Raw genomic sequence first — 766 nt, 5'->3', positions numbered from 1 at the left:
TTCCGCCCATACCTTGGTGGCTGTAAATTCCGAGACTGTAAACACAACGACGACCCTGGCTGTATTCTGCGTGAAGCCGTTGAGAAAGGCGAAGTGAGTGAGGTTCGTTTTGAGAACTACCATCGCATTCTAGAAAGCATGATGGAGAACAAGGCAAACCGCCAATACTCACGCAACAAGAAGGCCGATCTGTAACCAGATTGTCTGAGCAACTGTGTAAGAATTCTTCACCGAATACTGACAAGCACATTAAAGTTCAGTAACATCACGCGCCCAAAGCGCGAATCTAACAGAACAGACAGAAGTATCGGAATTAAAGATGGACAAGTTTAAAGTTGGACTGCAGTACTGGATCCCACAACATGGCCTAACTCGCCTAATGGGCAAACTGGCATCAGCCAAAGCTGGTAGTCTAACCACCGCGGTCATTCGCTGGTTTATCAAACAGTACAATGTGAATATGGACGAGGCAAAGCACTCTGATCCTAAGCATTTCAAAACGTTCAACGAGTTTTTTGTTCGTGAGCTCAAAGAAGGCGCACGCCCAATCACTGAAGGTGATGAGATCATTACGCACCCAGCAGATGCTTGTGTGAGCCAATTTGGCCCAATTGAAGATGGTCAACTGATTCAAGCAAAAGGCCACAACTACTCGGCGCAAGAACTGCTTGGTGGTGATGAGAAACTCGCAGAAGAATTCAAAGACGGTTCATTCGCAACGCTATACCTATCGCCTCGCGATTACCACCGTGTACACATGCCATGT

1 protein-coding gene and 1 pseudogene are annotated in these 766 nt (G+C 46.9%); both read left to right on the top strand.

Translation table 11 applies throughout. The features are described 5' to 3' along the window. Positions 1–195: pseudogene (locus R7093_RS25135) on the top strand (ribosome biogenesis GTPase RsgA); the annotation flags it as partial. Positions 196–319: 124 nt separating this feature from the next. Next, a partial coding sequence (gene asd, locus R7093_RS25130; protein ID WP_318147006.1) for an archaetidylserine decarboxylase occupies positions 320–766 on the top strand: 447 nt, incomplete at its 3' end.

The sequence above is a fragment of the Vibrio sp. 1580 genome (genome assembly GCF_033340055.1).
Note: the sequence above shows the minus strand (reverse complement) of the source record. Positions and strands in the feature narration are given on the sequence as shown.